The sequence below is a fragment of the Amycolatopsis sp. NPDC003865 genome, assembly GCF_053605345.1.
In genome coordinates this window covers 82,271-108,690 of record NZ_JBSGJA010000011.1, presented here as the reverse complement: position 1 = coordinate 108,690, position 26,420 = coordinate 82,271, and the positions used below count along the sequence as shown (strand labels likewise).

At 69.4% G+C, this 26,420-nt stretch carries 28 protein-coding genes and 1 tRNA gene; 9 read left to right on the top strand and 20 right to left on the bottom strand.

The window, feature by feature from the left end; translation table 11 throughout:
• Positions 1-180 precede the first annotated feature (180 nt).
• The 3 genes from ACWEVP_RS25570 to ACWEVP_RS25560 all read right to left on the bottom strand — a co-directional run bounded on the left by ACWEVP_RS25570 (position 181) and on the right by ACWEVP_RS25560 (position 1,821).
• Positions 181-762, bottom strand: a complete 582-nt coding sequence (locus ACWEVP_RS25570) for a transglutaminase-like domain-containing protein (protein ID WP_452065088.1) — start codon at positions 760-762, stop codon at positions 181-183.
• A gap of 73 nt (positions 763-835) precedes the next feature.
• Positions 836-1,441 (bottom strand): histidine phosphatase family protein, encoded by a 606-nt coding sequence (locus ACWEVP_RS25565; protein WP_452065087.1) that lies wholly within the window; start codon positions 1,439-1,441, stop codon positions 836-838.
• Positions 1,441-1,821 (bottom strand): hypothetical protein, encoded by a 381-nt coding sequence (locus ACWEVP_RS25560; protein ID WP_452065086.1) that lies wholly within the window; start codon positions 1,819-1,821, stop codon positions 1,441-1,443. Before ACWEVP_RS25560 ends, ACWEVP_RS25565 begins: the two co-directional genes overlap by 1 nt.
• A 97-nt stretch (positions 1,822-1,918) precedes the next feature.
• On the opposite strand from ACWEVP_RS25560, the gene ACWEVP_RS25555 reads away from it, so the two are divergent.
• Entirely contained in the window at positions 1,919-2,287 is a 369-nt protein-coding gene (locus tag ACWEVP_RS25555; protein ID WP_452065085.1) for a VOC family protein, read from the top strand.
• 27 nt (positions 2,288-2,314) lie between these two features.
• On the opposite strand, the gene ACWEVP_RS25550 is transcribed toward ACWEVP_RS25555, so the two are convergent.
• From ACWEVP_RS25550 to ACWEVP_RS25515, 8 genes are read right to left on the bottom strand one after another with little or no spacing between them, the layout of a single operon-like run.
• Positions 2,315-3,748, bottom strand: coding sequence for an MBOAT family O-acyltransferase (locus ACWEVP_RS25550; RefSeq protein ID WP_452065084.1), 1,434 nt, complete (start codon positions 3,746-3,748; stop codon positions 2,315-2,317).
• Positions 3,749-3,801: 53 nt separating this feature from the next.
• Complete coding sequence (gene rlmB, locus ACWEVP_RS25545; protein ID WP_452065083.1) at positions 3,802-4,758, bottom strand: 23S rRNA (guanosine(2251)-2'-O)-methyltransferase RlmB; 957 nt, start codon at positions 4,756-4,758, stop codon at positions 3,802-3,804.
• A gap of 29 nt (positions 4,759-4,787) precedes the next feature.
• Positions 4,788-6,176 carry a cysteine--tRNA ligase gene (gene cysS, locus ACWEVP_RS25540; RefSeq protein ID WP_452065082.1) on the bottom strand — a complete coding sequence of 463 codons (1,389 nt, stop codon included), beginning with the start codon at positions 6,174-6,176 and terminating at the stop codon, positions 4,788-4,790.
• A 43-nt stretch (positions 6,177-6,219) separates the two neighbouring features.
• Positions 6,220-6,906, bottom strand: a complete 687-nt coding sequence (locus tag ACWEVP_RS25535) for an HAD family hydrolase (protein WP_452065081.1) — start codon at positions 6,904-6,906, stop codon at positions 6,220-6,222.
• 22 nt (positions 6,907-6,928) lie between these two features.
• Positions 6,929-7,315 carry a PPOX class F420-dependent oxidoreductase gene (locus tag ACWEVP_RS25530; protein ID WP_452065080.1) on the bottom strand — a complete coding sequence of 129 codons (387 nt, stop codon included), beginning with the start codon at positions 7,313-7,315 and terminating at the stop codon, positions 6,929-6,931.
• Positions 7,316-7,326: 11 nt separating this feature from the next.
• On the bottom strand, positions 7,327-7,794 hold the full coding sequence (gene ispF, locus ACWEVP_RS25525) for a 2-C-methyl-D-erythritol 2,4-cyclodiphosphate synthase (protein WP_452065079.1): 468 nt from the start codon (positions 7,792-7,794) through the stop codon (positions 7,327-7,329).
• Positions 7,791-8,408, bottom strand: coding sequence for an IspD/TarI family cytidylyltransferase (locus tag ACWEVP_RS25520; protein ID WP_452065078.1), 618 nt, complete (start codon positions 8,406-8,408; stop codon positions 7,791-7,793). The genes ispF and ACWEVP_RS25520 overlap by 4 nt, the downstream gene beginning before the upstream one ends.
• Positions 8,409-8,460: 52 nt before the next feature.
• Positions 8,461-8,952: a CarD family transcriptional regulator gene (locus ACWEVP_RS25515; RefSeq protein ID WP_004559016.1), complete on the bottom strand. Its 492-nt coding sequence runs from the start codon at positions 8,950-8,952 to the stop codon at positions 8,461-8,463.
• Positions 8,953-9,226: 274 nt separating this feature from the next.
• Between ACWEVP_RS25515 and ACWEVP_RS25510 the strand changes: the two genes are divergently transcribed.
• Together ACWEVP_RS25510 and radA are read left to right on the top strand one after the other, a co-directional pair.
• Positions 9,227-9,913, top strand: coding sequence for a hypothetical protein (locus tag ACWEVP_RS25510; protein WP_452065077.1), 687 nt, complete (start codon positions 9,227-9,229; stop codon positions 9,911-9,913).
• Positions 9,914-9,952: 39 nt separating this feature from the next.
• Positions 9,953-11,311, top strand: a complete 1,359-nt coding sequence (gene radA, locus ACWEVP_RS25505; RefSeq protein ID WP_452065076.1) for a DNA repair protein RadA — start codon at positions 9,953-9,955, stop codon at positions 11,309-11,311.
• Here the strand turns inward: radA and ACWEVP_RS25500 are convergent, their stop codons facing one another.
• Genes ACWEVP_RS25500 through ACWEVP_RS25490 form a run of 3 tightly spaced genes read right to left on the bottom strand, consistent with a single transcriptional unit; the run spans position 11,312 to position 13,428 of the window.
• Positions 11,312-12,376 carry a CU044_5270 family protein gene (locus ACWEVP_RS25500; RefSeq protein ID WP_452065075.1) on the bottom strand — a complete coding sequence of 355 codons (1,065 nt, stop codon included), beginning with the start codon at positions 12,374-12,376 and terminating at the stop codon, positions 11,312-11,314.
• Positions 12,369-12,968: an RNA polymerase sigma factor gene (locus tag ACWEVP_RS25495; protein WP_452065074.1), complete on the bottom strand. Its 600-nt coding sequence runs from the start codon at positions 12,966-12,968 to the stop codon at positions 12,369-12,371. Before ACWEVP_RS25495 ends, ACWEVP_RS25500 begins: the two co-directional genes overlap by 8 nt.
• Positions 12,969-13,023: 55 nt before the next feature.
• Positions 13,024-13,428 (bottom strand): winged helix-turn-helix transcriptional regulator, encoded by a 405-nt coding sequence (locus ACWEVP_RS25490; protein WP_452065073.1) that lies wholly within the window; start codon positions 13,426-13,428, stop codon positions 13,024-13,026.
• A 149-nt stretch (positions 13,429-13,577) separates the two neighbouring features.
• On the opposite strand from ACWEVP_RS25490, the gene ACWEVP_RS25485 reads away from it, so the two are divergent.
• Entirely contained in the window at positions 13,578-14,441 is an 864-nt protein-coding gene (locus ACWEVP_RS25485) for an SDR family oxidoreductase (RefSeq protein ID WP_452065072.1), read from the top strand.
• Positions 14,442-14,594: 153 nt separating this feature from the next.
• Positions 14,595-15,188: a C39 family peptidase gene (locus tag ACWEVP_RS25480; RefSeq protein WP_452065071.1), complete on the top strand. Its 594-nt coding sequence runs from the start codon at positions 14,595-14,597 to the stop codon at positions 15,186-15,188.
• Here the strand turns inward: ACWEVP_RS25480 and ACWEVP_RS25475 are convergent.
• Positions 15,185-16,462, bottom strand: a complete 1,278-nt coding sequence (locus tag ACWEVP_RS25475; protein WP_452065070.1) for an alpha/beta hydrolase family protein — start codon at positions 16,460-16,462, stop codon at positions 15,185-15,187. The genes ACWEVP_RS25480 and ACWEVP_RS25475 overlap by 4 nt on opposite strands.
• Positions 16,463-16,475: 13 nt before the next feature.
• Positions 16,476-17,048, bottom strand: a complete 573-nt coding sequence (locus ACWEVP_RS25470; RefSeq protein WP_452065069.1) for an ArsR/SmtB family transcription factor — start codon at positions 17,046-17,048, stop codon at positions 16,476-16,478.
• Between the two features lie 116 nt (positions 17,049-17,164).
• Here ACWEVP_RS25470 and ACWEVP_RS25465 point away from each other — a divergent pair, with 116 nt between their 5' ends.
• Complete coding sequence (locus tag ACWEVP_RS25465) at positions 17,165-17,983, top strand: helix-turn-helix domain-containing protein (RefSeq protein WP_452065068.1); 819 nt, start codon at positions 17,165-17,167, stop codon at positions 17,981-17,983.
• Between the two features lie 13 nt (positions 17,984-17,996).
• On the top strand, positions 17,997-18,179 hold the full coding sequence (locus ACWEVP_RS25460) for a DUF397 domain-containing protein (RefSeq protein ID WP_452065067.1): 183 nt from the start codon (positions 17,997-17,999) through the stop codon (positions 18,177-18,179).
• Here the strand turns inward: ACWEVP_RS25460 and ACWEVP_RS25455 are convergent.
• From ACWEVP_RS25455 to ACWEVP_RS25440, 4 genes are all read right to left on the bottom strand, one after another.
• On the bottom strand, positions 18,157-18,660 hold the full coding sequence (locus tag ACWEVP_RS25455) for a hypothetical protein (protein WP_452065066.1): 504 nt from the start codon (positions 18,658-18,660) through the stop codon (positions 18,157-18,159). The two genes, ACWEVP_RS25460 and ACWEVP_RS25455, sit on opposite strands and share 23 nt — an antisense overlap.
• Positions 18,661-18,747: 87 nt before the next feature.
• The gene (otsB, locus tag ACWEVP_RS25450; protein ID WP_452065065.1) at positions 18,748-21,279 is read right to left on the bottom strand and encodes a trehalose-phosphatase; all 2,532 of its coding nucleotides are present in this window, start codon (positions 21,277-21,279) and stop codon (positions 18,748-18,750) included.
• 35 nt (positions 21,280-21,314) lie between these two features.
• The gene (locus ACWEVP_RS25445) at positions 21,315-22,754 is read right to left on the bottom strand and encodes an alpha,alpha-trehalose-phosphate synthase (UDP-forming) (RefSeq protein ID WP_452065064.1); all 1,440 of its coding nucleotides are present in this window, start codon (positions 22,752-22,754) and stop codon (positions 21,315-21,317) included.
• A gap of 80 nt (positions 22,755-22,834) precedes the next feature.
• A complete protein-coding gene (locus tag ACWEVP_RS25440; RefSeq protein WP_452065264.1) occupies positions 22,835-24,367 on the bottom strand; it encodes a threonine/serine ThrE exporter family protein in 1,533 nt (510 codons plus the stop codon).
• Between the two features lie 133 nt (positions 24,368-24,500).
• On the opposite strand from ACWEVP_RS25440, the gene ACWEVP_RS25435 reads away from it, so the two are divergent.
• A tRNA-Thr gene (locus ACWEVP_RS25435) sits at positions 24,501-24,573 on the top strand.
• Positions 24,574-25,475: 902 nt separating this feature from the next.
• A complete protein-coding gene (locus ACWEVP_RS25430) occupies positions 25,476-26,156 on the top strand; it encodes an RNA polymerase sigma factor (protein WP_452065063.1) in 681 nt (226 codons plus the stop codon).
• Positions 26,157-26,420 lie beyond the last annotated feature (264 nt).

Below are 26,420 nucleotides of genomic sequence, written 5' to 3'. Positions count from 1 at the left end.
CCTCGAACCACCCGAACGGACGAATGCGTAAAGTGTCTGTTCGAGCGCGGGGAGTTACTTTACGCGCCCTACGGGACCTGCGAAATAAGAAGTTCGGGGGACAAGGATGACGGACAGGCGTCACTCTCGGCAATAATTAACCAGCTTGCGGAGGTTTTCGAAAATCGCGGAAAACCGGCTTCAGAGCGTGGCCGGGAGCCCCTTTTCGTACCAGCCCGGCCCGGGCCGGGCGGTCTTCAGGAAGTCCACGACGACCGGCGCGGGGGCCGGGTGGATCTCCGGGTGATCGCGTTCGCCGCGCGTGGAGTCCACCGGCCAGGCCAGTTTCTCCGTGTCGAGCGAAAACTCCCCGCGGGCGCCCGTGCGGTTGCCGCGGGCGTCGAGACGCCGCCATTTGCCGTGCAGGTACACGGCATTCAGCCCGTGCAGCGCGGACAGCTCCTGGTAGCAGAAACCGGCCGGAATCCCTTGTGCGCGCAGCAAAGCGGCGAGCAGGTGCGCTTTCGCGTAGCAGATCCCGACGCGCTCGCGCAGGACGTCCGACGCCCGCCAGGTGACGCGCGGATCGCGCGCGTCGATCACGTGGTCGACTTCGTCGCGGACGAACCGGAACGCGGCCTCGGCGCGGGCTACGGGGTCCTTCCCGACCGCCCGGAGATCGTCGGCGAGGGCGCGGATCGCGGGGTGCTCGTGGTCGACGACGGCGTCCGCGGCGAGGTAGTCGCTCAGCCGATCGGAGGTGGGCGACGGAACGGGACTCATCCGGCCATCCTGACAGGTGCGGCCATTCGGGCGAGCCTCCTTTTTCCCGGTGGCAACGCTACGCGTTCACCGGTTACGGAAGGTAAAAGTCGGGGGAGAAGCCCGTCCAGCGCAGATCCGCCGTCAGGTGAGCGACGTCGTTGTAGGTCAGCAGGGCCGCGGGGCGCCCCGGCGAGTAGCGGATCACGGTCAGGGCGGCGTTGGCGTGATTCAGGGCGAGCCACCGCCACGGCGGCGCGTCCTGCGAGGCGCGCACCAGCCAGCCGGCGAGGAAGTTGTGCGTGACGAGCACTTCGTACCGCGTCTCGGCGCCCGGCACGGGCCCGGTGAACCGCCGTTCGGCCTCGGCGGCGAGTTCCTCGTCGGCGGGCGGGAGCTGCCGGGTGAAGGCGTGCAGGAGGTCACCGGAGGTTTCGGGCAGTTCCTCGCGCATCGGCGTGTAGGGGACGAAGTCGTCGGCCGCCTTGTCGACGTAGATCGGGACACCGGGCAGCTGGGTGCCGATGAGCGCGGCGGTCTGGCTCGCGCGCGGCAGCGGACCGTGGTGCACGGCGTTGACGGGGATCTCGCGCAGCCGCCTGCCGAGCAGGAGCGCCTGCCGGCGGCCGGCCTCGGTGAGGTCGCCGGTGGGTGCCGCTTCGCCGTGGCGGGTGAGGAAGAGGTACCGCGTCGCGAGCATCAGCCGACGGGGACGAGTGCACCCTGCGGGCCGTGGCTCGGCGTGAACTGGGCGAGCAGCCGGATCGGGGCGGGGTGCGGTGGGAGGACGGTCGAGGCGAACGGCGTGATCGTGTGCTCGTAGCCGCTGTTGGTGTGCAGGTGGACGCTCACGTGGACGTTGCGGTCGGCGGGGATTTCGAAGCTCACCGAGCCCCACGAGACGACGTACTGGCGGCCGTCGATGCTGGCGATCGGGGCGTAGGCGCGGACGGTGTGGCCGAGGTGCGGGATCTCGACGGCGAGCAGCCGGCGGGGGCCGTCGTGGTGGTCCACGTACGGGATCACGCCCGGTGTCCTGGCCAGCTCGCTCATCGCGGTACCCCTCTCGATCGTGCTCATGCTGCCAGGTGGGCGTCGGAGCAGCAGGTTTGACTCATGTCAGGATCCTGACATAGAGTGCTTTGATGTAAGGAACCTGACATCAAAGGAGCACGACATGCCCGCCACCGGACCCGACTTCATTTCGCTCCAAGCGCGCGACCTCGCCGCGTCGCAGGCGTTCTACGAGCGGTACCTGGGCCTCGTCCGCTCGCCGGCCGGCCCGCCGCACGCGGTCGTCTTCGACACGAAGCCGATCGCGTTCGCACTCCGCGACGTGGTCCCGGGCACCGACCTCGACTCCGTCACCCAGCCGGGCATCGGCGCGGCGATCTGGCTCCACGCAACGGAAGTCCAGGCGATCCACGACGCTTTGGCCGCGGACGGCCACCCGATCGTGGCCGAGCCGATCGACGGCCCGTTCGGCCGGACGTTCACGTTCGCCGACCCCGACGGGTACCGGATCACCCTCCACGACCGCGCTTGACCGGCCGTCGCTGCGCGTCGGGCGGCGCTAGAACTGGTAGTACAGGAACGGGCTGAACGTGCCCGTCGCGATCAGGATCGCCGCGTAGACCAGGCCCACCGTCATCACGCCGATGCGCAGCGCCGTTGCCGGGCGGCTTCGGGACGACTCCAGCAGCGGGCCCGTCACCGGGTGGGCCGGCAACAGGAACACCGCCAGCGCCGCCAGGAGCAGCACCAGCCGCTGGTTCGTGAACGCCTCTTCCACCCCCGCGCCCAGGCCGTCGAAGTCCGGGATCAGCATGTGGCCGATCATCGACAGCGCGTGGCCCAGGTCCGCCGACCTGAAGAACACCCAGCCGAACACCACCAGCAGCATCGTCAGCGCCCGGCGGCCGATGCGCGACCAGCGGGAGGCCGGGTCCAGGTCGAAGCCGAAGCGGCGCTCGATCACCAGCAGTGCCCCGTGGTAGCAGCCCCACACCAGGAACGTCCACTGCGCTCCGTGCCAGAAACCCGTCAGCACGAACACGATGCACAGGTTGCGGTACGTGTGGGCCGCGCCGTTGCGGTTGCCGCCCAGGGGGATGTACACGTAGTCGCGGAACCAGCGGCTGAGACTCATGTGCCAGCGGCGCCAGAACTCCGTGATCGTCACCGACGAGTACGGGCGGGCGAAGTTCTCCGGCAACCGGAAGCCCAGCATGCGGCCCAGGCCGATCGCCATGTCCGAGTAGCCCGAGAAGTCGAAGAACAGCTGGAGCGTGTAGCCGATCGCGCCGAGCCACGCCGTCGCGAACGTCATCTCGTCCGGGGGCACCTTGAAGCACGCTTCGACCAGCGGGCTCAGCGAGTCCGCGATGATCGTCTTCTTGCACAGCCCCAGCGCGAACCGGGGGAAGCCCGCCGCGATGTCGTCCAGCCGGTGCGACCTCAGCTGCGGGAGCTGGTCGGCGATCTCCCGGTAGCGCACGATCGGGCCGGCCACCAGCTGCGGGAACATCGCGATGTACGCCGCGAACGCCACCGGGTTGCGCAACGCCTGGCGCTCGCCGCGGTAGATGTCGACCACGTACGAAATATGGTGGAACGTGTAGAACGAGATGCCGATCGGCACCACCAGGCTCGCCACCGGCACGCTGCCGCCGAACCAGTGCGCCACCGCCGCGATCTGCTGCGTCGCGAAGCCGGCGTACTTCCAGATCAGCAGCACCGTGACGTCCAGCGACACCACCGCGATCAGGATGCGGCGCCGCCGGACGCCGTTGACGTCGAACGGGTTCGGGGCCAGCAGCGGGCCGGCCAGGAAGTTGACCACCATGCAGCCCAGCAGCAGGAACACGAACGGCCCCGCGCCGATCGTGTAGAACAGCAGGCTGCCGACCGCGACGATGCCGTTGCGCCAGCTCCGCGGGCACACCAGCACGGCGACGAGCACCGCCGGCATGAAGTACCACAGGAACAGTGGCGATACGAACGACATCGGGTCCCCTCGGCTTTATCCGATGGTGACCTTAACCCGACCGGGTGGTGCCGTCAGACCCGACCGGCGACACGGCGGCGCCGCGCCACCTCGGCGAGCAGCACGCCGGCCGCGACCGAGGCGTTCAACGACTCCACGCCCGCCGCCATCGGGATCGACACCGTCGCGTCGCACGTCTCGCGGACCAGGCGCGACAGGCCGCGACCCTCCGAGCCCAGCACGATGACCAGCGGACCGTCGGCGAGGTCGAGCGAGTCGATCTCCACCGAGCCGTCGGCGTCCAGGCCCACCAGCATCAGGCCCTCGTTCGCCCACGACTTGAGCTGGCGCGTCAGGTTGGTCGCCACCGCGATCGGCAGCTTCGCCGCCGTGCCGGCGCTTGTCCGCCACGCCACCGCCGTCATGCCCGCGCTGCGCCGCTCCGGCAGCAGCACGCCCTGCGCGCCGAACGCGGCCGCCGAGCGGATCACCGCGCCCAGGTTGCGCGGGTCGGTGACGCCGTCCAGCGCGACGAACAGCGGGGTCTGGCCCGAGTCGCGCGCCGCCGCCATCAGGTCGTCCGGGTGGGCGTACTCGAACGGCGGCACCTGCAGGCCCAGGCCCTGGTGCACGGCCCGGTTCGTCTTGCGGTCCAGCTCCTCGCGCGGGATCTCCAGGATCGAGATGCCCTTGTCGCCCGCGAGCCGGACAGCCTCGTTGACGCGGTCGTCGATGTCGATGTTCAGCGCGACGTACAGCGCCGTCGCCGGCACGTCCGCGCGCAGCGCCTCGACCACCGGGTTGCGCCCGGCGATCAGCTCCGGCTTGTCGGCCTTCTTCTGACGGGCCTGCTCGCGCTTGTTCTGGGCGTTCGCCTGGCGGTACGCCTTGTGCCCGGGCCGGTCCTCCGCCTTCGGGGTCGGCCCCTTGCCTTCGAGGGCCTTGCGGCGCTGCCCGCCCGAGCCGACGACGGCGCCCTTCTTCGTGCCCGTCTTGCGGATCGCGCCCTGGCGCCGCGAATTGCCTGCCATGGTGAAAGTTTCCTTGCTTAGTAACGGGATCAGTCGGACTTGACTGTCCACTGAGGACCGTTGGGGGTGTCCTCCACCACGATGCCCGCCTGCGAGAGGCGGTCACGGGCGGCGTCCGCGCGGGCGAAGTCCTTCTCGGCGCGGGCCTGCTGGCGCTCGGCCAGCAGCCCTTCGACGATCCGGGACAAAGCTTCCTTGGTGGGCGTGTCGGAACCGCCCGCCTCGGACCAGCGCGCGGACAGCGGGTCGAGGCCGAGCACGTCGGTCATCGCGCGGACGGCCGCGGCGAATTCGAGTGCCTTGGGGGTGTCGCCCGCGTCGAGGGCGGCGTTACCGTCGCGGACCGTGGTGTGGACCACGGCGAACGCCTGCGGGGTGGCCAGGTCGTCGTCGAGCGCGTTGGCGAACGCCTCCGGGATCGTGCCGACCGGGACGGAACCCGACGCCGCGGCGCGCCGCAGGAACGTCTCGATCCGCCGGTAACCCTGCGCCGCCTCGGACAGCGCGCCGTCGGAGTACTCGATGGTCGAGCGGTAGTGCGGCTGGACCAGGTAGTAGCGCAGCTCCGGGGCCCGGTAGCGCTCCAGCATCGACGGGATCGACACGGTGTTGCCGAGCGACTTCGACATCTTCTCGCCCGACATGGTCACCCAGGCGTTGTGCAGCCAGAACCGCGCGAAGGCGTCGCCGGCCGCGTTCGACTGGGCGCGCTCGTTCTCGTGGTGCGGGAAGACCAGGTCGATGCCGCCGCCGTGGATGTCGAACTCCGCGCCGAGGTAGGCCGTCGCCATCGCCGAGCACTCCAGGTGCCAGCCCGGCCGGCCGTTGCCCCACGGCGTGGGCCACGACGGCTCGCCCGGCTTCGCGCTCTTCCACATCGTGAAGTCGCGCGGGTCGCGCTTGCCGCGGGTCGGCGTCTCGCCCTGCTGGACGTCCTCGAGGACCTGGCCGGACAGCTTGCCGTACTCGTCGAACGACTTGACCGAGAAGTAGACGTCGCCGTCCGCGACGTAGCCGTGGCCGCTCTCGATGAGGCGTTCCATCAGCTCGACCATCTGGGTCACGTGCCCGGTCGCGCGCGGGTTGATCGACGGCGGCAGGCAGCCGAGCTGCTCGTACGCGGTTTCGAAGGCGCGCTCGTGCGTCGCGCCCCACTCCCACCACGGCCGGTCGTGCTCGGCGGCCTTGGTGAGGATCTTGTCGTCGATGTCCGTGACGTTGCGGACCAGCAGCACGTCCAGTCCACTGTGGACGAGCCAGCGGCGCAGGACGTCGTAGTTCAGGACGCCGCGGACGTGCCCGATGTGCGGAACGCCCTGCACGGTGGCACCACACACGTAGATCGACGTTGTTCCGCTACGGACGGGGTGGAACTCCCGCACGCTCCGGGTCGCTGTGTCGAAAAGGTGAAGGGCCACCCTCAAAGGGTACGGGGTCGGGCAGGCGGTTTTTCGCTGGCCCTCACGCCACGCCGAAGCCGCGCAGGGCCGTGAGCAGGGCGTCCGGCCGCTCGGCCGTGGGCAGCGGGTCGACCAGCGCGAACTCGCAGCCGAGCGCGCGGGCGCCGCCGTCGGCCTCCTCGCTGTCGCCGACCATCAGCGTCTCGGTGGCCGGGACGCCGAGCGCCTGCACGGCCTTGCGGAAGATCTCCAGCTCCGGCTTGATGGCGCCGACCTCGAAGGACAGCACGAACTCGTCGACGTAGGCGTCCCACCCGCGCGCGGTGAAGGCCGGCCGGATGTCGAAGGCGATGTTGCTCAGCACGCCGACCTTGAGGCCCCGCTCGGACGCCGCCTTGAGCGCGGCTTCGGTGTCCGGGTACGGCGTCCACTGGCTGGGGTCGATGAGCCGGTTGTAGAGCGCTTCGGCCTGGTCGACGTGCGGGACGCCGGACTTCTTGAGCACCTCGAGGTAGACCTTCCGGTGCAGCCCGGGGTCGCGGTCGCGCTCCCGCCAGGCGTGCACGTGCTCGGCGTCCAGCTCGACGACCTGCCCGACGGGGGCGGTCATCCGGCGCATCAGCTCGGCCTGCGCCTCGATGTCGAGCGGCTCGCCTTCGTGGTTCGTCAGTTCGGTGAGCCAGGACTCGTCCTGCTCGAGCCGGAAGAGCGTGCCGGAGAAGTCGAACAACACGGCCCTGATCGTCATGGTTTCCAGCCTAACGGGACCGTCAGGCCGAATGCCCTGTGATGTGTTCGGGAAAAACGCGCACGAGCACGCGCACGACGCCGGCCGGCTCGGGCGGGAAGACGTCGCCGGTGTACTTGCGGGCCAGTTCGTCGTTCAGCTCGGCGCCGCCTTCGACGGTGACTTCGGCGCGGCCCCGGATCTCGACGTAGTTCTCGGGGTCGGCCAGGTCGAAGACCGAGAGCGAGACGCGGGGGTCGCGCCGGATGTTGCGCTCCTTGCGCCGGCCCTGGACGGTCACGAAGACCACGGTGTCGCCGTCCCGCTTCGCCCAGACGACGGAGCTCTGCGGCGAGCCGTCGGCGTTGGTGGTGGCGACGACGGGGTAGTTGGCGCCGTCGAGCAGGGCCTTGGTGGCTTCGTTGAACATGGTCCCCGACCCTACGTCCGGGCCAGCAGCAGGGCGGTGGCGAAGGCCGCGATCCCCTCGCCGCGGCCCGTGAGACCCAAGCCGTCCGACGTCGTGCCCGACACGCTCACCGGGCCCCCGACCGCCTCCGACAGCACTTTCTGGGCCTCTTCGCGCCGCTTGCCCACCCGCGGCGCGTTGCCCACGATCTGGACCGACGCGTTGCCGACCCGCCAGCCGGCCGCCTCGATCAGCCCGCGGACCTCCGCGAGCATGTCCGTCCCGTGGGCGCCGTCCATCCGGGGGTCGCCGGTGCCGAACACCGCGCCCAGATCGCCAAGGCCGGCCGCCGACAGGAGCGCGTCGCACAGCGCGTGCGCCGCCACGTCGCCGTCGGAATGGCCCGCGCAGCCGTCCACGTCCGGCCAGCGCAGGCCCGCCATCCAGCACTCGCGGCCCGCCTCCACCGGGTGGACGTCGACCCCGTTGCCGATCCTCACAGCGTCTCCTCGTTCTTCGGTGCCGCCGCGATCGCCTCGGCCAGGGACAGTTCGAACTCCGTTGTGACGCGCATCGCGTCCGGGTGGCCGGCCACCAGCGCCGCGCCCGTCACGTCCCACGGGTCGGCCGCCGAGAGGAACGCCGGCAGCGCGTAGCCGATCGGGGTCTGGGCCGTGCGCAACCGGTTCCGGTCCTCCGTGCCGACGATGAACGAGGCGTCGGTCACCTTCACCGTGTCCGCCATCGGCAGCACCGGGACGACGATCGGCGCGTCACCCACCGCGTTGATGACCTCACGCACGGTTTCCGCAGGAATGAAGGCCCGGAGAGCGTCGTGGAGGAGTACAACTGTGTCACGGGGAAGATCGGGCTCGACGGCGGCGAAGGCCTGCCGGAGCGAGCCGGGGACGACCCGGCAGTCCAGGCCGCGAACGGCCTCGGAAAACAACTGCGCACACCGCTGGGGGGCCGCCACGAGCACCAGATCGATTTCCGGTACGCCGAGCAGCCCCCGCACGGTGTGCGTGAGTAGCGCCTCACCATGGACCGGCGTGAGAGCGAGCTCTCCGTCGGAGGCATGATGTGCGACGGTCACGATCGCGATGACGTTCATCGGTTCGCGATCGTAGAGGCATCCACCCGCCCGTCGGGCGAACGCCCTGGGCTCAGACCGTCGCGGTTTCCAGAACTTCGTCGAGGAGGACTTCAGCCTTGTCCTCGTCGGTGCCCTCCGCGAGCGCGAGCTCGCTGACCAGAATTTGCCGCGCCTTGGCGAGCATGCGCTTCTCGCCCGCCGAAAGCCCGCGGTCCTTCTCTCGCCGCCAGAGGTCGCGCACCACTTCGGCCACCTTGTTCACATCGCCGGAGGCGAGCTTCTCGAGGTTGGCCTTGTACCGACGAGACCAGTTGGTTGGCTCCTCGGTGTGCGGAGCACGCAGAACGTCGAAGACCTTGTCCAGTCCTTCTTGCCCGACGACATCGCGAACACCGACGATCTCGGCGTTGTCAGCGGGCACGCGAACCGTGAGATCCCCTTGCGCGACCTTGAGGACGAGGTACTTCTTTTCCTCGCCCTTGATCACGCGGGTCTCGATGGCTTCGATGAGTGCGGCACCGTGGTGCGGGTAGACGACGGTCTCTCCGACCTTGAAAACCATGTGTCCTCTGCCCCTTTCGCTGACTCCATCCTAGCACGGTCCGCCAGTGCCCACCTAGCGGGCCGGACTCGTCCTCGCAGGTCAGCGGCCTGGGCGGGGGTTGACAAACGTCCGACGCCCGTGCTCATGCAGGTGACCGGGACGCGTTTCCCGAGGTGATGGGAATCCTTTGTGGACGGTTGATCTTGGGCGCAACGCGGACCGGTTCTGCCCGGGAGATCGCGCCCGGCTAGTCTTCGCGGTGACGAGGCCGTGAAAGTGGAAGGACTGCGACGTGAGGCTGCAGAATCGTCGCGTGCTCGGCGCGGGCGTGCTGGCGCTCGGTGCCGCGCTCGTGCTCGCCGGGTGCGGGGCCGGCCAGATCACCCAGACCGCCTCGCAGCAGCCTGCGGTCAATGGCACGTATGCCCAGGTCAAGACCATTGTCCTGCGTGACGCGGCGGTGCAGTACCCGACGTCGGGTCCCGGCTACCCGGCCGGCGCGACCCCGTCGCTGACGCTGACCGTCGTGAACATCGGCACCCAGGACGACTCGCTGGTCTCGGTGACGACCGAGGACGGCACCCAGGCGACCCTGGGCGGCTCGAAGGCCGTCGTCGCCGGGCACTCCCTGGTGATCGGCCCGGACGACGCGGTCGAGTCCACCAATGAGGTGCAGACCACACCGCCGAGCGCACCCTCCTCGACGGGCACGTCGGCCGGCTCGAGCGCCACGCCCACCAAGTCGGAGACGAACACGCCGGGCAGCCTGACGGCGTCGTCGACGTCCGAGGTCCCGTCGTCCGGCCCGGCCGCGACGCCGACGGCGCCGGAGAAGGTGGGCCAGGCCACGGTGCAGCTGCCGGCGCTGAAGCAGCCGCTGTGGCCGGGGCAGACCATCAAGGTGACGTTCGTGTTCCAGAACGCCGGCCCGGTGACCGTCGAGCTGCCCGTCGCGGCTCCGGCGCACGTCAAGGAGTAGGTCCCCGGTTTTGTCGGTGGTCGCCGCTAGCCTCGCGGGGTGAAGAAAGGGACCACCTACCGCTGCGGGAGCTGCGGGTACGAAGCGGCCAAGTGGCTGGGCCGGTGTCCGGAGTGCCAGGAATGGGGCTCCTTCGAGGAACGCGGGGCGCCGGTCAAACCGGCCATCCAGCGCGTCGCCGCCGGGGCGCCCAGCGCTCCCGCGCGGCCGATCGGCGAGGTCGACGTCGAAGCCGCGCGCGCCCGGCGCACCGGCGTCTCCGAGCTCGACCGGGTGCTCGGTGGCGGCCTCGTCCCGGGCGCCGTCGTCCTGCTGGCGGGTGAGCCCGGGGTCGGCAAGTCGACCCTGCTGCTCGAAGTCGCCTACCAGTGGGCGAAGACCGTCGACAGGTCCCTCTACGTCACCGGCGAAGAGTCGGCGGGCCAGGTCCGGTTGCGCGCTGAGCGAACGGGCAACGTCCACGACCGCATGTACCTCGCCGCCGAGAGCGACCTCTCGGCCATCCTCGGCCACGTCGACGACGTCAAGCCGGGCGTGCTGATCGTCGACTCGGTGCAGACGATGGCGTCGCCGCAGGTCGACGGCTCGCCGGGGGGTGTCACGCAGGTCCGCGCGGTGACGTCCGGGCTCGTCGCGCTGGCCAAGGAGCGCGGGCTGCCCGTCGTCCTGGTGGGGCACGTCACGAAAGACGGCTCGGTCGCCGGCCCGCGTGTGCTCGAACACCTGGTGGACGTCGTGCTGCAGTTCGAGGGCGACAAGCACTCGACGCTGCGGATGGTCCGCGGCATCAAGAACCGCTTCGGCGCCGCCGACGAGATCGGCTGCTTCGAGCTGCAGGAAGAAGGCATCGTCGGGGTGCCGGACCCGTCCGGGCTGTTCATCAGCCGCACGGCGGAGCCGGTCCCCGGCACGGCGATCACCGTGTCCCTGGAGGGCAAGCGGCCGCTGCTGGGCGAGGTCCAGGCACTGGTGTCGTCGACGTCGGCGCCGCAGCCCCGGCGCGCGGTGAGCGGGCTCGATTCGGCGCGCGTGGCGATGGTCCTGGCCGTCCTCGAGAAGCGCGGCGGCCTGAAGCTCGGCGACAAGGACGTCTACACCGCCACCGTCGGCGGCATGAAGATCACCGAGCCCGGGATCGACCTCGCGCTCGTGCTGGCGCTGACGTCGAGCTTCGAAGACGTCGCCTTGTCACCCCGCTTGGTGTCCGTGGGCGAGGTGGGGCTGGCGGGTGAGATCCGCCGGGTGCCCAGCGTCGGACGGCGGCTCGCGGAGGCCGCGCGGCTGGGCTTCACGCACGCCCTGGTCCCGCCGGACTCGGGGAAGCCGCCGGCGGGGATCCGCGTGCTGGAGGTGGCGAACGTCGCGGACGCGTTGAACGCGGCCAGTCACGCCCGCTGATCACCCCGAGGTCCAGCTGATCGAGAACGAGTACACGGCGTCCGGCTCGCCGAACTTCTGCGCGGTCGGGGGGGCCGGCGGGATCTCCGAGGACATCGTGACGGTCGTCGAGGGGAACGACTCGGAGCTCGGCGGTGGTATCCGCGACGTGCTCAGCGGGACGTTGGTGGACCCGCCCGTCACCGAGAACACGCCGTCGGCCGCGGCCATCAGCTGGGCCGTCGTCGGGTCGAGGTACAGGCGCTGGCCCTTGTCCTTCCCGACGACGACCGTCGCGGAACGCCCGTCGGGGGTGTGCCCGGCCTCGGCGTAGACGCCGGGCATCGCGCTCAGCGCGTCCCGCAGGGCGATCCGGACGTCCTTGCCGACCAGGCCCAGCGCCAGCACGCTGCGCACCATCGTGATCGACTCGGCCGGGCCGCCGTGGTTGTCGCTGAGCAGGGCCTTGGCGACCTCTGCGCGATCGGGGGTCAGCGAGGCGACGAACGCCGCGTCGGGCGCCAGCCAGTTCGTGGGCGGCTGGCCGGGGAACACGCCGCCGGGGCCGTATTCGTCGCGGGGCGTCCGATCGACGCGGACCTTGGCCTGCGTGGTGGGGTCCAGCCCGGTGATCCCGCCCGTCCACCTCGTGCGGCGGTGCCAGACGCCGGTGGGATCGGCGGGGATCCACAGCTCGACCATCTGCTGGAACTTCGACGGCAGCCCGAAGGTCATCTGGGTCACCCACGCGAGCTTCTGCGCGTAGTGGAATTCGCCGGGCGCGAGCGGCCGGTCGGGGTCGGCGAGCTGCGCGGCGGGCTGCGCCGGTTCCGGCGCCGACGGGCGCAGCGAAACGACGATGCCGAGCCCGCCGACCAGCGTGACGACGGCCGCGGCGACCGCGATCCACCGCCAGGTGCCACGCCGGCGGGGCTGGGGGGCTGCTTCGGCGGTGCCGGCCGCGGCCATCAGGGACGCGCGCGCGAACGCCAGCCCGTCGTCCTCGCCGACGTCGTCGTGCAGATCGGACAGGGCCGCGTCGAGTTCGGCGTCGGACCAGATCTTCCGGACGTTGTCTTCACGCAAGGTCCTGCACCTCCTCTTGCTCTTGAGCCGGGGCGTTCGTCCTGAGCCAGCGTCTGATCCGGTGCAGCCGGGACCGGACGGTACCGGGCGGGATGCCGAGGGCCTCGGCGACCTCGGCCGGTTCGAGCCCGGCCCAGGAGACGAGCAGCAGGGTGTCGCGGTCGGCGGGGCTGAGCTTGGCCAGCGCGCCGGCGAGCTGCGCGGCGCGGACCTGGGCATCGACCTGCTCGGCGACGCGGCCGTCGTGCCCGGCGTGGGTGTGGTCACCGGTGCGCGCGAGCCGCACGGTGGCCTGCAGCCCGCGCAGTTCGGACCGCACGTGGTGGCGCAGCAGGTTGGTGGCGATGCCGTAGAGCCACGACCGCGCGGTACCGAGTTCCGGCCGGTAGGACTCCCGCCGCCGCAGCGCGACGAGGAAGGTCTCGGCGACCAGGTCGTTGGCCGGCTCGGGCCCGACGCGCCGGGCGAGGTACCGCCGCAGCGCGGCGGCATGGGCGTCGAAGAGCCGCCCGAACGCCGGCCCGGGCTCGCTTCCGCCCAGGTCCGGGCGGTCGGGCCCGCCGATCTCCGATCCCTCGTGGATCACCTGCATGCCCCCAGTTGCCCGCAGCGCACGCGAGCGTTCACGGGCAGCCGGCCGCCGCCGATTACCTGGTGCGCTCAGTGCGGTCGTCGTACTCTTCGCGGGCTGCGATGACTTCTCCGATGTGCGCCACGGACCACTCCGTAAGCGCCTTCAGCGGTTCCCGCAGCGTCTGGCCGAGCGCGGTCAGCTCATACTCCACGTGCGGCGGCACCTCCGGGTACACGGTCCGGCTGACCAGCCCGTCACGTTCGAGGGTGCGCAGCGTCTGGGTGAGCATCTTCTCGCTCACGCCCGCCAGCGCCTGCCGGAGATGACTGAACCGGGAGGTCCCGTTCCGGCCGAGTTCGCCCAGCACGAGGACCGCCCACTTGCTGCCGATCTGGTCGAGCAGGTCCCGCGACGGGCAGCCGCGCTCGTACGGATCGAACGACGGTATGGGCCCGGTCACGTTCTCGACAGCAGTCATCCGGCTCACCTCAATGCTTTCGCTGCGGTAAGTACCCTACCAACAAGTGGCTACTCCCCAGCAGAGAGTGCGCAGGTCATCCTGTGTTCCACCCCGCGGAGGACCGCGGCAGGCGTGCCAGGCACGCGCGGAAGGAAGGAATGACCATCATGCCGATCGTCGTCACCGGAGCCACCGGCCAGCTGGGCAGGCTCACCGTGGAGGCACTGCTGCGGCGCGGGATGCCGGCCGCGGACATCATCGCGACCAGCCGGGACATCGCCGGGATCAAGGACCTGGCCGACCGGGGCATCACGGTGCGCCGCGCCGACTTCGCGGACCCCGACGGCCTGGCCGGGGCATTCGCGGGGGCGGACAGGCTGCTGCTGATCTCGGCCTCGGTCCCCGTGGGCGAGCGGGTCGCCAACCACCGCCGCGTGATCGATGCCGCGGCGTCCGCGGGCGTGTCGCTGGTGGCGTACACGAGCACGACGCACGCGGACACGGCCACCACCATCATCGGTGCCACGCACGGCGAGACCGAGGCGTACCTGCGGGACCGCGGAATCCCGAGCGTGCTGCTGCGCAACGGCTGGTACCTGGAGAACTACACCAGCCAGCTGCCGCAGATCCTGCTGAACGGCGCGGTCGCCGGTGCCGCGGGCGACGGGCGGATCAGCGCCGCGTCCCGCGCCGACTACGCCGAGGCCGCAGCGGTCGTCCTCACGACCGAAGGTCACACCGGCGCCGTGTACGAGCTCGGCGGCGACGAATCCTTCACCCTGACCGAGCTCGCCGCCGCGATCTCCGCCGCGGCCGGGAAGCAGGTCACCTACGCGGACCTCCCGGTGGCCGACTTCGCCCAGGCACTGGCCGCCGCTGGCCTGCCCGCCGAACTGGCGGAGGTCCTCGCTGACGCTGACCGCGGGATGAACCGCGGCGAGATGTACACCGACTCCGGCGACTTGCGCCGCCTGATCGGCCGCCCGCCCGTGACCTTGGCCGAGGCACTCGAGGCCGCCTTGCGTCACTGATGCGGAACTCGTGGTGTGACCGCGTGCCCCGGCGGCGGGACCACCTTTCGGCGTGATCCATCCGGGGTGGGGTGAGAGACGAACTGCACCCCGGACCCTGATCATCCTCGTGAGGCGCCAACAAACCGGCGTCACAACTGGGGAAGGATCGTCATGCGTAGATTCCGCGCGGGGTTCGTCGCGCTCGTCGCCACCCTCGGGCTCGTCGGCCTGCCCGCCGTCGCCCAAGCCCGTACCGAGGCCGTTCTCACCATCCAGTACCAAGTCCAGGAGACCGGTTATTGGTGCGGCCCGGCCGCCACGCGGATCGCCATGTCCGCGCGGACTGCGAACCTGCCCAGCCAGAGCACGCTCGCCTCGCAGCTCGGCACCACCACCAACGGCACCGACTGGGTCGGGCAGGTCACCGGCGTCCTGAACGCCGACCTCGGCACCTCCTGGTACGAGACCAAGGAGATGCCGAACGACCCGCCCACCCAGGCCCAGCGCGACCTGCTCTGGCGCGACATCACCCTCGATATCAACAACGGCTACGCCGTCGTCGCCAACATCGTCGCGCCCGCGAACAACCACCCGCCCGGCTACCCGAACTACACGATCTACCACTACTTCACCGTCATCGGGTACGACAGCTCGGACATGACCGTCAAGATCGCGGACCCGGCGAGCTTCGGCGGGAACCAGATCTACTGGCTCAGCTTCGACCAGCTCGCGACGCTGATCCCGCCGAAGGGCTATTCCGCCTAGACCCCCAGCAGTCCCCAATAGACCGCCCAGGGGATGAACACCGCGCCCCCGGCCAAGGCCACGCCGAGCCGTGGGGTCCGGTGCCGCCACCACGTCACGGCCGTGGCGATGGTGGCGGCCACCGTGCCCACCGCCAGCAGCTGCACCGCCAGCCACGGCACCGGCCGGCCCAGCACCACCGGGCCCAGGCCCTTGCCCATCGACGTCTGGATCAGCACGTCGACGGCCAGGAAGCCCACCACCGTCAGCAGGCCCGTGATGCCCAGCCGGCGCGTGCCGCGGCCCAGGCCGAAGCCGAACGCCACCAGCAGGAACACCAGTACCGCCAGCTGGAGCCACGTCGACTCGTACCAGGCCAACGGCGTCACCGCGGTGCTCGGCCGGTCCTGCGGTGGCGGCGCGTCGGCCGAAGAAGCCGCGGGCAGGTCGTGCACCCACGTGCCCACCAGCTCGAGGTAGCCCGGCGCGTACCCCGGCAGCTTGTCGTAACCGTCGGTCGTACGGCGCAATTGGTGCTGGGCGTCCGGGAACACCCGCAACGTGTAGTGCGCCAGTGACTCCTGGAGGATCCGGACGGCCTCGCCCGGTGGCGTCAGGACGTCCTTCGCGCCCCACAACCCCAGCACCGGCTGGCGCAGGCTCTTCAGCACCGGCACCGGGTCGTAGTACGCCTCCGGGAACACGCCGCCGCCGACCAGCTGGCGCATCATCGTCGACGACGCCATCCGGACCATCGAGCCGTCCATGTCCAGGCGCCGCAGCTGGTTCTCGATCGCCCACGCCTGTTGCCGCGACGGTTCCACGCCGTTCGCCCCCAGCGTCACGACGAAAGCGACGTCAGCGGACCGGGAAACCGCCAGCGGCGCCACCCAGCCGCCTTCGCTCAATCCCCACACGCCGACCCGCGACGGATCGACCTCCGGCCGTTTCCGCAACGTCTCGACGGCCGCCAGCGCGTCGTCCGCCAGTGTCGGATACGACCGCGAGAACTGCGAATACCCTTCGGTCCGCTTGTCGTAGATGAGCGTCGCTATCCCTTGCCGGGCAAAGGCTTCCGCCTGGTCGCGGTAGTCCTCACGGCTGTGCGCCCCCGAGCCGTGGACCATCACCAGGCCCGGCAGTTTCGTTCCCCCGGGTGGTGCGACGACGCTGCCGTGCAACGTCACGCCGCCGTTCGTGAAGGTCACCTCCGAGCTGTCCGCCGCCGAAGCCGGCGGCGGCACCGAAAGCGCCAGCATCACCCCGGCCACCAGTAGTAGCGCCCCTTTTCGCATGTGAGATCCCCTGTCATGTCGATTCCCCTGGATCCGGGAACGCGAGCAGGCGCACGAGCACGCGCCGCGCTTCCGGTGACCGGTCGTCCTCGGGCCGCCAGTACCGGCGGAACAGCTCCATGTAGTCGTCCCAGAACCGCTTCAGTTCCTCCGCGGTGAGCCACGTGCCGCCGCGGGCGTAGAGCAGCGCGTCCGGCCAGTCGCCGGGCAGCTCCTCGCGCGTTTCCGCGAACCGGTTCAGCTTTTCGAGGTCGTCCTCGAACCCCTGGCGCTGCATGTCGTCGAACAGCACGCGGGATTCGGCGCTCTGCGAGCTGCGGCGCGGCCACCGGATGTCCCGCGGCCGCGTCCGCCACCACCGTTCCTTGCCCTTGGCCAGCTCCGGGACGTCTTCGACGAACCCGAACCGCGCCAGCTCCCGCAGGTGGTAGCTGGTCGCGCCGGTGTTCTCGCCGAGGGTCTGCGCGAGCTTCGTGGCTGTCGCCGGCCCCGCGGACAACACGCCGAGTATCCGGCGGCGCAACGGGTGCGTGACGGCCTTGAGGACGTCGGGGTCCAGTTCTTCCGGTGGTGGAGCGCTGGTCATGCCGCCACTGTAGCCGTGCAAAGAAAGTTGTGCAAAGAAATCTGTGTATGCGGGAATCCCAGATTGCCGGACCCGGGCCTTACTATCCGTGCCCATGTGGTTCCGAGGGGTCAGCCGTGGGTGAGCCGAACCTGCCCGCCCGGCAGCTGGGGCGTCAGCTGAAGCGCATGCGCGAACGGCTCGGCATGACGCAGGACGAAGCCGGCGCGCCGCTGCGCATGTCGACGAGCAAGATGTCGCGCATCGAGATGGGGTACCTGCCGCCGTACCACGACTTCCGCGCGCTCCTCGACCGGTACAACGTGGTCGTTTCGGACTGGGACGAGTACATCGCCGCCTACGACCGCGCCAAGGAGAAGGGCTGGTGGCACCACTACGGGGTGGGGAATCGCGGGTTCCTGCCCATCGAGGCCGAAGCGAGCGCGGTGAAGGTCTTCCAGTTCGGCTACATCCCCGGGCTGCTCCAGACCGAGGCCTACATGCGCGAGGTCTTCGCCGCGGCGCGGCGGCCGATGAAGCCGAAGGTGCTGGAGAACGAGGTCACCGTGCGGCTGCTGCGGCAGCTGCGGCTCACCGACAAGCCGGTCCTGAAGTACCACGCGATCATCGACGAGCACGCGCTCCGCAAGCCGATCCTCGGGCGGGCGGAGCAGAAGGAGCAGCTGCGGCACCTGGTCGAACGGGCGCGGCTGCCGAACGTGACCCTGCAGGTGGTGCCGGAGGATGTCGGCGCCTACGCGGGCCAGAACGGCAACCTGATCATCGCGAGCTTCGACGACCCCCAGGAGCCTGACATCGCCTACGTCGAGCACATCTTCGGCTCGGTTCACGTTGAGAAGGAGGCAGAGGTCGCCGCTGCTAAGCTGGCCTTCAAGGATTTTGCCGATCGGGCCCTGGATGCGGAGGACTCGATCGCGCTGATCGAACGGCTCTGAGCGGGAGGCTGCGGTGTCCACTGTAGACGCACGGTGGGTCAAGAGCAGCTACAGCACAGATGGCCAGGGCAGCGACTGTGTCGAGGTGGCGCTCGGTGCGCGAGTGGGCGTCCGGGACTCCAAGGCACCCGCGGGCGAACTCCACCTGAGCCCCGCCGCCTGGGCCGCTTTCCTCACCACATCGGGTGATCGCTGAACTTCCGCAGCGTCTGCACCGACGGCCGCACGAAGAACGTCCCGGCCACGTACCCCAGCGTGGCGAAGGCGAACGTCGCCACCGTCGTGAGCACGTCCGGCCGCAGCCGGAACACGATCGGCGCCGCGAAGAGCCCGAGAATCAGCACGAGCGTCAGCACGTACGCGAACAGCAGCGCGGTACGCGCCGTCGCGGCGGTCGCGACCACCAGGTAGTCACCGCGCAGGCAACGCCGTGACGTGAGGACCAGCACCGCGATCGCCAGCACGCCCAGCGGCGGCAGCACCGCCGCGCCCTTCCCGATCAGCGAGTCCGGCAAGAGGTGCCCGTCGGCGAGGATCTCCAGGAACGTCGTGAGGCCGACCAGCAGCACCATCGCGGCGATCATCGTGCACCCGACGACCACCGAGCCCGCGCGCACCCGGTCGGCGAAGCGCGGCGGCAGGGGCACGAACTCGACCTGTCCGAAGGTTCCCTGCACCGACCCCACCTCCGAACGCCGTGAAGGCCACCATAAGGAACTCGAGCTTCCTCATGGTGGCCTCGACGGCGATTCAGACCGAAAGGGCTAACTGGCCGCCAGCAAGTTGGCGCACCGGATCAGCCCGATGTGCGAATAGGCCTGCGGATGGTTGCCGAGGGACCGTTCCGCGATGGGGTCGTACTGCTCGGGCAGCAGCCCCGTCGGGCCGGCGGCCGCGACGATCTGGTCGAACAGCTCCTGCGCCTCGGTGCGCCGCCCGGTGAGCAGGTACGCCTCGATCAGCCACGCCGCGCAGATGTGGAAACCGCCCTCACCACCGGGAAGGCCGTCGTCGCGGCGGTAACGGTACACAGTGGACCCACTGCGCAGCTCCGCCTCGATCGCGGTCACCGTCTGCTGGAACCGCTCGTCGGCCGGGTCGATCAGGCCGGTGAGCCCGACGAAGAGCGAGGCCGCGTCGAGGTCCGTGCCGTCATAAGCCGTGGTGAAGGCCTGGACCTCGTCGTTCCAGCCGTGCGTGAGGACATCGCGGGAGATCTCCTCGCGCAATCCCTGCCAGTTGCCCGGGATCTCCCGGCCGTACTGCTCGCCGAGCTTGATCGCGCGGTCGATGGTCACCCAGCACATGACGCGGGAGTAGACCCGGTGGCGCGGCACGTGCCGCTCCTCCCAGATCCCGTGGTCGGGCTCGTTCCAGCGCCGCGTCACGGCTTCCGCCATCGCGCGGACCAGCTGCCAGTCCTCGTCGCGCAGGTCGCTGCGCGCCGCGGCCAGCGTGCCGACGAGCTCGACAACCGGGCCGAAAACGTCCAGCTGCACCTGGTGGTTCGCCAGGTTGCCGACGCGAACCGGGCGAGAACCGGCATAACCGGGCAGCGATTCGATGACCGCTTCGGCGCCGATCACGCTGCCCGCCAAGGTGTACAGCGGGTGCAGCCGCTCCGGGCCGGCCAGCGTGGCGAGCACGCCGTGCAGCCACCGCAGGTAGCCCTCGGCCTCCTCGATCGAGCCCAGGTGCACGAGCTCCCGCACGGTCATCGCGGCGTCGCGGATCCAGCAGTAGCGGTAGTCCCAGTTGCGGACGCCGCCGATCTCCTCCGGCAGCGACGACGTCGCCGCCGCCAGCACGCCGCCGGTGTCGGTGTTGACCAGGCCGCGCAGGGTCAGCGCCGAGCGCAGCACCAGGTCGGTCTGCACCGTCGGGAGCTTCAGCTTCGACGTCCACTCGCTCCAGTACCGGCCGGCGCGGTCGCGTCGCTCCACTTCGGACAGTTCGTGCGGGCCGAGGTCGGTGGTGCCGCAGCGCAGCTCCAGCACGACCGGCTGGGTCGGCGTCGGCTGGACCAGCGCGCTCGCGGTGTCGTGCAGGCCGTCGGAGGTGATGGTCCACTCCACGCCCGGCGAGTACAGCACGAACGGTTCCGACGTGCCGAGGACCCGCACGCCGCCTTCGACGATCTCCAGCTTCACCGGCACCCCGCCGAACTCGGGGCGCGGGGCGAACTTGACGCTCGCGACCGCCTCGCCCGAGATCACGCGGACCAGGTCGGTCCGGTGCTGCGGGCTCTCCGGCTCGAGGTAGTCGGTGACGAGCAGGCGCGACCAGCGCGTCTCGACCGTCATCGTGTTCGGCAGGTAGCGCTGGCCGAGCGGCAGCCCGTTGCGGTGCGGCTTGATGGAGAAGTGGCCCGCTCCCTCGCCGCCGAGCAGGTCGGCGAACACCGCGGGCGCGTCCGGGCCCGGGTGGCACAGCCAGGTCAGCTTGGCGTCCGGCGTCAGCAGCGCGACCGACCGCTCGTTGGCCAGCATCGACAGCCGCTCGATGGGCGGCGCCGACTCGCCGTAGAGCCAGTTGCGCCGCTCCTCCAGCATGAACGCGAGCACCAGCGCGACGTCCACGGTGTCGGGCACCCGGAAGCCGGCGAGCGTCTCGCCGTCGCCGACCTTGATGCCCAGGTCCGGGCCGGACAGGCGGGCGAAGGCCTTCTCGTCGGTGACGTCGTCGCCGAGGAAGATCGCCGCGGTGGCGCCGACCTGGTGGCGCAGGATGTCGAGCGCGCGCCCCTTGTCCGTCTGGACGACCGCGAGCTCGACCACCTCCTTGCCGTCGGTGGTCGACACACCCTCCCATGTGGACGGTCCGGAGTGGACGGCCGCGAGCACGCGGCGCCCGGCCTCGTGCTCGGCGCGGCGCACGTGCACCGCGATGCTGGCCGGCTTGACCTCCAGCGACACGCCTGGGACGTCCAGCACGAGCTGCTCCAGCTCGGCCTCCAGCCGCCGGTGCAGCTCCCGCGCCTTCTCGTCGAGGGCGTGGATGAAGCCGATGTCGAACTCCGAGCCGTGGCTGCCGACGAGGTTGACCTCCGACGGCAGCCGCGACAGCGTCGCGAGGTCACGCAGCGCGCGGCCGGAGATGACCGCGGTCGTCGTCTCGTGCAGACCGGCGAGCGATCTGAGAGCGCCGACGGACTCGGGCAGCGGGCGTGCCTCGTCCGGGTTGAGGGTGATGGGTGCCAGCGTGCCGTCGTAGTCGCAAGCGACCAGCAGGCGCGGCGTGCGGGCGATCTGGACGATCGCACGCCGCAGCTCGGCGGGCAGGGCCTCGGCAGTCAACACTCCTCCTCAGGAGCTCGTGCGTGGTCGTTCGGTCAGTCGACCGCTTCGGCACCCAAAGCCTGCAGGAAGGAGCGCGCCCAACGATCGACATCGTGCGTGAGGACCTGGCGACGCATGGCGCGCATCCGGCGACGGCCCTCAGCCGGGTCGAGCGTAATGGCTGCGACCAAAGCGTCCTTAACCCCGTCCAGGTCGTGGGGGTTCACGAGGAATGCGCTAGAGAGCTCGGCGGCCGCGCCGGCGAACTCCGAGAGCACCAGCGCGCCCCCGAGGTCGTGCCGCGCGGCGACGTACTCCTTGCAGACGAGGTTCATGCCGTCACGCAGCGGCGTCACGACCATGACGTCCGCGGCCGAAAAGAAGCCGGCCAGCTCGGTGCGATCGACCGATTGGTGCAGGTAGTGCACGACCGGGTGGCCCACCCGGGAGAACTCGCCGTTGATCCGGCCGACCATCTGCTCGATCTCGCCGCGCATCCGCTGGTAGTGCTCGACGCGCTCGCGGCTGGGGGTGGCGAGCTGGACGAACGTGACGTCGTCGGGCTGCAGCCGTCCCTCGTGCAGCAGCTCGTGCAGCGCCTGCAGCCGCAGGTCGATGCCCTTGGTGTAGTCGAGGCGGTCCACGCCGAGCAGGACCGTCTTGGGGTTGCCGAGGTCGCGGCGCAGCTGCGCGGCCCGCTCCTGGACGCCCTTGGTGCGGGCGAGGGTGTCGAGGCCGGCGGCGTCGATGGAGATGGGGAAGGCGCCGACCCGGACGGTCCGGTCGCCGACCTGCATGGTGCCCGGCCGCGACCGGACGCCGACCGCGCCGCGCGTCGACTCGAGGCCGATCAGCTGGCGGCACAGCCACAGGAAGTTCTGCGCCCCGCCGGGGCGGTGGAAGCCGACCAGGTCCGCGCCGGTGAGGCCGCGGATGATCGCGGCGCGCCACGGCATCTGCATGAACAGCTCGACCGGCGGGAAGGGGATGTGCAGGAAGAAGCCGATGCGCAGGTCCGGTCTGAGCTCGCGCAGCATCGCCGGCACCAGCTGCAGCTGGTAGTCCTGGATCCAGACGGTCGCGCCCTGGGCGGCGACCTCGGCGCTGGCCTTCGCGAACCGCTGGTTCACCTTGACGTAGCTGTTCCACCACGCGCGGTCGAACACCGGGCGCTCGACGACGTCGTGGTAGAGCGGCCAGAGCGTGGCGTTGGAGAAGCCCTCGTAGTAGTCGCGGACCTCGTCGGCGCTCAGCGAGACGGGGTGCAGCACCAGGCCGTCGTCGTCGAACTCCTCGACGTCGACGTCCGGGATCCCCGGCCAGCCCACCCAGGCGCCCTTGCGCGACCGGAGGAACGGCTCGAGCGCGGAGACGAGCCCGCCGGGGCTGGCCGTCCAGCGGCGTTCGCCGTCTGTCGTGCGTTCGAGGTCCACCGGTAGCCGGTTCGCCACTACGACGAAGTCGGCCTGGTTCCCGTTCTCCCGTTCAGTCACGTGCTGCTCCTCGCGTCCTGGGTCGCGGCCCCAGAGTGAAACCCTATCGCGTGAGCGATGAACAGCCGGTGACCGTCGGGTTACTCCAAGCTTCGTTCGGTCGGTTCGAGCGGACCAGCCATGCGTGGTCCGGCGAACCGCCGCTCGAGCCTGCCCAGGCCGGTCCGCACCGGCTGGGCGAGCCATTCCCCGAGTACCACGCCCGCTGCCAGCGCAAGCCCGATCGCGACGGCCGTCATAAGCGTCGAGATGTTCCCGCTGGGCTCTACCCCGATCTGATACAGACCACGGTAGGTGGACAGGCCCGGAAGCAGCGGAGTGATCCCGGACACGGCTACTACCAGTGGAGTAACACCGAGTCGCCGGGCGAGCACACCACCGCAGAACCCGACGAGCGTCGCGGCGATCGCGGAGGAGCTGACGCCGTCCAGCTGGGCGAGCGTGAGCGACCCGTAGACGGCGGCGCCGATCCCCCCGGCGGCCGCGGCGACCAGCATCGCCCGCATCTTGGAGTAGCTGGCGAGCGCGAAGCAGGCGGCGGCGCCGGCCCCGCCGAGCACGACCATCGGCAGCTGCGTCGCGGTCGACGTCGGCACGTCCGGCAGCGGGGTGCGCGGCAGACCGAGCATGACGGCGATCCGCAAGGCGAGCACGACCCCGGCGATCAGGCCCGCGGACATCAGCGCGGTCTCCATGGTGCGGCCGGCAGCGGTGACGTTGTAGCCGGTGATGGCGTCCTGCACCGCGGAGACGGTGGAGAGCCCGGACAGCAGCACGGTGACCGCGGCGGCGACCACGAGCGTCGGTTTGTCGGTGGTCAGGACGTTGAAGCTGACGATGGCCATGGCCGAGAGCGTCGCGACCAGGCCGCCGATGACCTGCTGGAAGAAGAAGGGGAGGCCGTAGCGGTTCACGAACCGCCCGATGCGGTCGATGACACCGGAGATGACGAAGGCGACGAGCGCGATGTCGAGGCCGCCGCCGAGCAGCAGGGTGATGAAGGCGGCGACGCCACCCCAGGCGAGCGTGGCGGTCCAGCGCGGGTAGGGGTGCGAGGCCTGCGTGATCCGTTCGAGCTCCTGCTGCGCCTGCTCGGCCCCGACGTTGCCGCGCACGATCTGCCGGATGAGCTTCTCGGTCTCGGTGAGCCGGGTGTAGTCGAGGCTCCGGCTCCGCACGACCCGCAGCGCGGTCACGGGCGTGAGGTCGCTGCCGCGGTGGCAGGTGACGGTGATCGAGGTGAAGATGACGTCCACCTCGCAGTGCGGCAGCCCGAGAGCCCCGGCGATGGCGATGATGGTGGCGGTGACGTCGGACGCGCCGGCCCCGCTGGCCATCTGGACCTCACCGATCCGCAGGCTCAGGTCGAGGACGAAGTTGACGGTGGCCTCGTCGGGCAGCTGAGGCCCCACGGGAGCCTCGGCATCGACGGCGGGGAACTCCCCGGTGGGTGCCTCGAGGACGTGCCAGGGGCGGCGCTTGAGGAGGTTCGGGCCATGCACCCGCGGCTTCTGCTCGGGCGGTTCGAGGAGGGGCCATCTGGTCGTGCCGTGCCCGTTGCTGTCGATCTTCAAGATCCACCTCCTCGCTCTGTCGTCCTCCTCCGGGTGCATCGACGGGGGTGTGTCCATCGTTGCAGTGGCGTTGACCACGTTGCTCCATAGTGGCCTGGAGCTGGTGATCTTGCCTCTTGACGGGGCCTCGGGGCGGGGCCGATACACTGGGGTCGGCGCTCTCGGGTGCCAGGCCGCTATAGCTCAGCTGGTAGAGCATCTGTCTTGTAAACAGAAGGTCAGGGGTTCGAGCCCCCTTGGCGGCTCAGGAGATGTTCTCAACCTGCGAATCTCGCAGGTTGGAGACCGCGGAGTGCGGTGAGGATCGACTGGGCCGCACGTCCTCTCCGTGACGCTGAGTCATCCCCTACTGATGCGACCTTCTCCTTGAGCGACGGTCACAGTCGGTGCATCACCCTGCGGGCAGGGCAAGCGGTCGGCCGTGTTCTGTTTCGGCGTACTGTGACGATCGAAGACGAACCGCTCGCTTCCACGGCATCTCCATTGATTGTCACCGCTTGCATGAATTCGCAAGAGGTCCTGGGTTGACACGGCGTTGCGTCTTTGGCAGCGCGAATGATCACAGTCAGTCAATGATCAAGTGGCCGCCTCACCTGGCCTGCTGGTGCGGTCGCCAGTAAAGCGGGATGGGATCGACGTTCCCGACCTCCGGAAGCCGCACTAAACCCTCCGACCCAACCTGCAAGTGCGAGAGTGGTAGGAATCCGGCCGATGTCCGATGCGACGGCGTTACGTCGCATCAGCTCTTCAAGGATTCAGTGAGAGCTTAAGGCCGGCCGTCGAAGTAGCACTGCTCCGGCCGCGCTCGGCGGGCAGCGTACGACTGACTTGAAGTTCTATCGAGGGTGCCCGCCGCGGTCAGCCGACCGTTCGTCGACTGGGTCATGGACAGCCTCAAGTTGCCGACTGTGCAAGCCGATACCTGAGTATCGAGACCCGAAGCAGCTATTTCGCACAGCCGACACATAGAAGGAGGCGCCGGCTTTCGAGCGCACGACGCCTACCTCGTCACAGGCAGCTGCAACCTCCCGGTGAGGTCGTAAGCGATATCTGGATGTGGCGCGGGTCAGGGGCAACCAGCCTTGCGGAGTAGTGCAGAGTCGATCATGTTGGGGAAAAACATGTTGAGCAAGATGGCGGTGAGTCATTGCTGTGCGGCGGATGCGGCGTCGCCCGGCAGGTCACCCGCCCGGGGCAAAGTTGTATCGATCACGGTCACGCTCAAGGAAATGGTGTTGTCGGCAGAATGCTAAATTCTGGATCGGATGATAATACTCCCAGCGGCAGTGATACCGAGTTGTCGGCGGCATTTTTTTCCGAAAATCCCGGTTTCATCGCCAAAATTCACAGGTACACCTGCCGGAGAATGCCCAGCCGACAGTTGGCTGATAAGCTAAACCGGGAAATAATGACGTCTTTCGTGGCTTTTGTTGAGAATTGCGATGTCTCCGAAGATGAGCTGCCGGGAGTACTGTATGCGATTGCGTCGAAGAAAGTAGCCGAATTTCGGAAGCGAGAACATCGAAGTTTAGAGAATTTTACTGACTTTGCCGGTTTTTTTCGACGACGCGATAAGGTTTTGATTGTCAATCTTCGGCGCGACGTCAAGAAAGCCTTGGAAGCCTTGCCGAGCAGGCAGCGGAGAGTGCTCGAACTTCGCTATATCGATAGCTTTACTGCTGCGGAAACTGCCAAAATAATAGGTAAGTCTGTAGCCTGTGTCACGAAACTAACGGACAGTGCGATTCGTTCGATAGAGCTTGGTGGAATGCTTATAGGAAATGATAGTTCAGGCTGGCGGACAGAGGCTTCGGAGGCGCAGGAATGAGCAAAAAAGAGTTCGATTCCATTGTGCACATTCTTAGACAGGTGAGCGTAGTGGTGCCTTCGCAGCAACCTCGCTTGTGGCTGAATCTGGCGAATGTTCGCGCCGATGTGGCCGCTTTGCCGGCTGAGGTGCGGGAGCGATTGGTTCGGGGAGCCGAAGATGCGTACTGCGCACATATAGTCGAGTGTTGGACCGACTACTGTGAACTCGACGACCTTTGGGCCTGTCAGCCTCCGGAGGACTTTGCGCCTCGAATTGCGTATC

What these genes read in the sequence shown, in the direction of transcription:
- ACWEVP_RS25515 (WP_004559016.1), bottom strand. Translation starts at nt 8,952, where the DNA reads ATGGTTTTCAAGGTCGGAGAGACCGTCGTCTACCCGCACCACGGTGCC.
- ACWEVP_RS25570 (WP_452065088.1), bottom strand. Translation starts at nt 762, where the DNA reads ATGAGTCCCGTTCCGTCGCCCACCTCCGATCGGCTGAGCGACTACCTC.
- ACWEVP_RS25470 (WP_452065069.1), bottom strand. Translation starts at nt 17,048, where the DNA reads ATGACCAGCGCTCCACCACCGGAAGAACTGGACCCCGACGTCCTCAAG.
- rlmB (WP_452065083.1), bottom strand. Translation starts at nt 4,758, where the DNA reads ATGGCAGGCAATTCGCGGCGCCAGGGCGCGATCCGCAAGACGGGCACG.
- ACWEVP_RS25535 (WP_452065081.1), bottom strand. Translation starts at nt 6,906, where the DNA reads ATGACGATCAGGGCCGTGTTGTTCGACTTCTCCGGCACGCTCTTCCGG.
- ACWEVP_RS25495 (WP_452065074.1), bottom strand. Translation starts at nt 12,968, where the DNA reads ATGCAGGTGATCCACGAGGGATCGGAGATCGGCGGGCCCGACCGCCCG.
- ACWEVP_RS25480 (WP_452065071.1), top strand. Translation starts at nt 14,595, where the DNA reads ATGCGTAGATTCCGCGCGGGGTTCGTCGCGCTCGTCGCCACCCTCGGG.
- ACWEVP_RS25485 (WP_452065072.1), top strand. Translation starts at nt 13,578, where the DNA reads ATGCCGATCGTCGTCACCGGAGCCACCGGCCAGCTGGGCAGGCTCACC.
- ACWEVP_RS25490 (WP_452065073.1), bottom strand. Translation starts at nt 13,428, where the DNA reads ATGACTGCTGTCGAGAACGTGACCGGGCCCATACCGTCGTTCGATCCG.
- ACWEVP_RS25565 (WP_452065087.1), bottom strand. Translation starts at nt 1,441, where the DNA reads ATGCTCGCGACGCGGTACCTCTTCCTCACCCGCCACGGCGAAGCGGCA.
- ACWEVP_RS25520 (WP_452065078.1), bottom strand. Translation starts at nt 8,408, where the DNA reads ATGAACGTCATCGCGATCGTGACCGTCGCACATCATGCCTCCGACGGA.
- ACWEVP_RS25530 (WP_452065080.1), bottom strand. Translation starts at nt 7,315, where the DNA reads ATGTTCAACGAAGCCACCAAGGCCCTGCTCGACGGCGCCAACTACCCC.
- ACWEVP_RS25560 (WP_452065086.1), bottom strand. Translation starts at nt 1,821, where the DNA reads ATGAGCACGATCGAGAGGGGTACCGCGATGAGCGAGCTGGCCAGGACA.
- ACWEVP_RS25555 (WP_452065085.1), top strand. Translation starts at nt 1,919, where the DNA reads ATGCCCGCCACCGGACCCGACTTCATTTCGCTCCAAGCGCGCGACCTC.
- ACWEVP_RS25475 (WP_452065070.1), bottom strand. Translation starts at nt 16,462, where the DNA reads ATGCGAAAAGGGGCGCTACTACTGGTGGCCGGGGTGATGCTGGCGCTT.
- ACWEVP_RS25440 (WP_452065264.1), bottom strand. Translation starts at nt 24,367, where the DNA reads ATGCACCCGGAGGAGGACGACAGAGCGAGGAGGTGGATCTTGAAGATC.
- ACWEVP_RS25550 (WP_452065084.1), bottom strand. Translation starts at nt 3,748, where the DNA reads ATGTCGTTCGTATCGCCACTGTTCCTGTGGTACTTCATGCCGGCGGTG.